4 protein-coding genes are annotated in these 3,066 nt (G+C 67.8%); 3 read left to right on the top strand and 1 reads right to left on the bottom strand.

Annotated features, from left to right (window positions below; genetic code table 11):
• Nucleotides 1-99: AraC family transcriptional regulator (locus tag D3272_RS26960; RefSeq protein ID WP_165361493.1), on the top strand; the 99-nt coding region annotated here is incomplete at its 5' end.
• A gap of 156 nt (nucleotides 100-255) precedes the next feature.
• On the opposite strand, the gene D3272_RS26955 is transcribed toward D3272_RS26960, so the two are convergent.
• Nucleotides 256-1,155 (bottom strand): LysR family transcriptional regulator, encoded by a 900-nt coding sequence (locus D3272_RS26955; protein ID WP_129222317.1) that lies wholly within the window; start codon nucleotides 1,153-1,155, stop codon nucleotides 256-258.
• A gap of 278 nt (nucleotides 1,156-1,433) precedes the next feature.
• On the opposite strand from D3272_RS26955, the gene D3272_RS26950 reads away from it, so the two are divergent.
• Nucleotides 1,434-2,168: an SDR family NAD(P)-dependent oxidoreductase gene (locus D3272_RS26950; protein WP_129222316.1), complete on the top strand. Its 735-nt coding sequence runs from the start codon at nucleotides 1,434-1,436 to the stop codon at nucleotides 2,166-2,168.
• A 67-nt stretch (nucleotides 2,169-2,235) separates the two neighbouring features.
• A complete protein-coding gene (locus D3272_RS26945) occupies nucleotides 2,236-2,838 on the top strand; it encodes an NADPH-dependent F420 reductase (protein WP_129222315.1) in 603 nt (200 codons plus the stop codon).
• Nucleotides 2,839-3,066: the final 228 nt, after the last annotated feature.

Here is a 3,066-nt window from a genome sequence, read left to right as displayed (position 1 = left end):
ATCGCCTTCGCCTGCGGCTTCAGCAGCCAGAGCCACCTGACGCGCGCCTTCAAGGCCGCCACGGGCGTGACGCCGGGAGCCTATCGGGGGCTGCTGTGAGAGGGCGGGACGGGACAGCCGCGACGGCTCTCGAGGCCCGACGTCGGCCGCCGGGCGCGAAGCCTCGATCATCGAGATCACGCAAGCTCGACCGGGGACCGCACTGGCGGGTTGGAGGCCCGCTTGGCCGAGATCGAAAAGCGCGACCTGAGGCGATCAACGCGGGATCGAGCAGGACAGCCCCGCGAGGAGTGGCGCGTGACCAGCGAGGCGGCGGGACACGAACTCCGTGAAGAGCCGCACGCGCTTCGTCTTGCGAGCCTCGCCCTGTGTGAGAAGCCAAAGCGTTCCGTACATGTGCAGAGCGGTGCCCGGCACTCTGACCAGCAGAAGATCGGCATCTCCGACGAAACACGGCAGCGTCGTGATCCCGAGCCCTTGGCGGACTGCCGCAAGCTGCGCCTCGGCATCGGAGACCCTGAACGGAACCTCCGAGGTGCGGACGTCGCCCTCGCTGGCCCACTCCGGGACGCCATGGTCGCTGATGACGACCCAGCGGATGAGATCGGGCCCGCCCGCCCGCCACAGGTCGAGTCGATTTCGAGACATGTAGACGGCGCCGAACACCTCCGGTCCTTTCAGGCCGTGGAGGTTGATCGGCAGGGTCTTGCGGTCATAGACGACCCGAATCGCGACGTCGGCTTCCCGATTGGTCAGGTTCACGAGTTCGCCGGACAACGAGATATCCATCTCGATATCCGGATGTCGACGCGTGAACTCGGCGAAATCCGGCATGAGCAGGTGCGTGGCGAGGGCGGGTGCCAGCGTCGCCCGCAGAAGCCCGCACACGTCCTGGTCGCGCCCGAAGACCCGCGCCTCCAGTTGGTGCACGGTCGCCTCCATCTGCTCTGCGAGTTCGAGGACCTCCTCTCCTGCAGTGGTGGCGCGGTAGCCAGAAGGCAGCCTCTCGAAGAGGTGTGACCCGAGGCGTTCCTCGAGGTGGGCGACGCGCCGCAGCACGGTCGCGTGGTTCACGCCGAGGCGCACCGCGGCAGCGCGCACCGAGCCCTCGCGCGCAACGGCGAGGAAGTATCGGACGTCGTCCCAGTCGATCATGGTGCGATTCGACACCGGAAGCCCCTCTCGAAGGCTGGTGAGCATGACGTCGGACACTGGCGCCGAGCCTATCCGGAATATCATGGCTCGACGGCCCGACGCAGGCCGAACCCGAGCGGCGATAGATCATCATCGTCACCGGAGCAGACTCCGAGCCGGATCGATGTCGCACCACCGGTGTGCACCCTTTCGCACTCAACGCCCGACGCTGACGGGTCCATGTCGAGGCTCTCGGGGATCTCCCCCGATGTCAGACACGGACCCCGGAAAGGGCAGTCATGGGAAAGCTCGAGGGCAAGGTCGCGGTGATCACCGGAGGAGCCACCGGCATCGGTCGCGCTGCGGCGAGGCGCTTCATCGACGAGGGTGCTTTCGTCTTCGTCTTCGGCCGCCGTCAGGCGGCGCTCGACGCCGCCCTGGCCGAACTCGGGCCGAATGCCCGCGCGGTGCAGGGCTCCGTCTCCGACGAAGCCGACCTCGACCGGCTCTACGCGGCGGTGAAGGCGGAGCGTGGAGCCCTCGACATCGTGTTCGCCAATGCCGGGACGGGAAGCCAGTCCCGGCTCGGCGAGATCTCCGTCGAGCACATCGACGAGATCTTCGACACAAACGTGAAGGGGACGATCCTCACGGTCCAGAAGGCGCTTCCGATGATGGGCAAGGGCGGCTCGATCATCCTGACCGGATCGAGCGCCGGGACGACGGGCGCCCCGGCATTCAGTGCCTACAGTGCGAGCAAGGCGGCCGTGCGCAACCTCGCGCGGTCCTGGGCCGAGGACCTGAAGGGCACGGGCCTCCGGGTCAACGTGCTGTCGCCCGGAGCGACGGCGACCGAACTCGCCAAGGAGGCGCTGGGCGAGGCGGGCCAGAAGGTCTTCGCCGCGATGACTCCGCTCCAGCGCATGGCGGACCCGGCGGAGATCGGGGCCGTGGCGGCGTTCCTGGCGTCAGGGGACAGCAGCTTCATGACCGCCAGCGAGGTCGCTGTCGACGGTGGCTTGGCGCAGCTCTGAGGCACGAAGCCCTACGGGGCCTCATCGACGGCTCCAGAGCCCGCAATTTCGACATGAGGAAGAAGACATGAAATACGCCATTATCGGCTTCGGCAAGATCGGCCAGGCCCTGGCCAAGGCTTTCGTCCGCAACGGCATCGAGGTCTCCGTCGCTACCACGCGCGACCCGGGAAGCTTCGCGTCCGATGCCGCCGCCATCGGGCGAGAGGTCGTGCCCGTGACGTTGACGAAGGCCGTCGAGGCAGACGTTGTCTTCTTGGCCGTCCGCTTCGAAGCGCACCCGGACGTCGCGAGGGCACTGCCCACTTGGCGGGGGAAGGTCATCGTCGACGTGACGAACGCCTACGGCGTGCCCCCGGAGGAGATGGGAGGACAGCCTTCCTCCAGGACCGTCGCGCGGGCCTTCGCCGGCGGACGACTGGTCAAGGGCTTCAATCACCTTGGCGCCGGAGTCTTGGGCCAAGATCCTGCCACGACTGGCGGCAGGAGGGTCGTGTTCCTCGCGGGCGACGACGAGGACGCTGCGGCGCAGATCGGCGAACTCGCGGAAGCGCTCGGTTTTGCACCCATCAAGCTCGGCGGCCTGTCCGAAGGCGGTCTGCTGGTACAGGCACGCGGGAACAGTTGGGGGAGACTGATCTTCCAGGACCTCGTCAAGTTCGAGGCCTGAGTCTCAGCGTCGGCGAGTTACAATGCGGCGTTTGCCGGCATGACCGCGCTCGGTCGCGTCGGCTTGCCCGACGCTATCGGCGCGACGGTGGCACGTTCAGCCTGTATCTCGAGGGCGGCGGCGGCACGCGGCGCGTCGACCGCCGGTCCCCCGCCGGCTGGCCGGGGGCGCTGTGCTTCATGCCGCACGGCACATCGTCGGACTGGGAGATCACGTCGCCCTTCGCCT

Origin of the sequence: Lichenibacterium ramalinae (assembly GCF_004137085.1) — a bacterium.
Classification (GTDB): domain Bacteria; phylum Pseudomonadota; class Alphaproteobacteria; order Rhizobiales; family Beijerinckiaceae; genus Lichenihabitans; species Lichenihabitans ramalinae.
The sequence above is the reverse complement of the archived record's forward strand: the minus strand, read 5'-3'. Positions and strand labels throughout refer to the sequence as shown.

Excerpts from the sequence above, each read along its gene's own strand:
- D3272_RS26955 (WP_129222317.1), bottom strand. The coding sequence starts at position 1,155 with ATGATCGACTGGGACGACGTCCGATACTTCCTCGCCGTTGCGCGCGAG.
- D3272_RS26950 (WP_129222316.1), top strand. The coding sequence starts at position 1,434 with ATGGGAAAGCTCGAGGGCAAGGTCGCGGTGATCACCGGAGGAGCCACC.
- D3272_RS26945 (WP_129222315.1), top strand. The coding sequence starts at position 2,236 with ATGAAATACGCCATTATCGGCTTCGGCAAGATCGGCCAGGCCCTGGCC.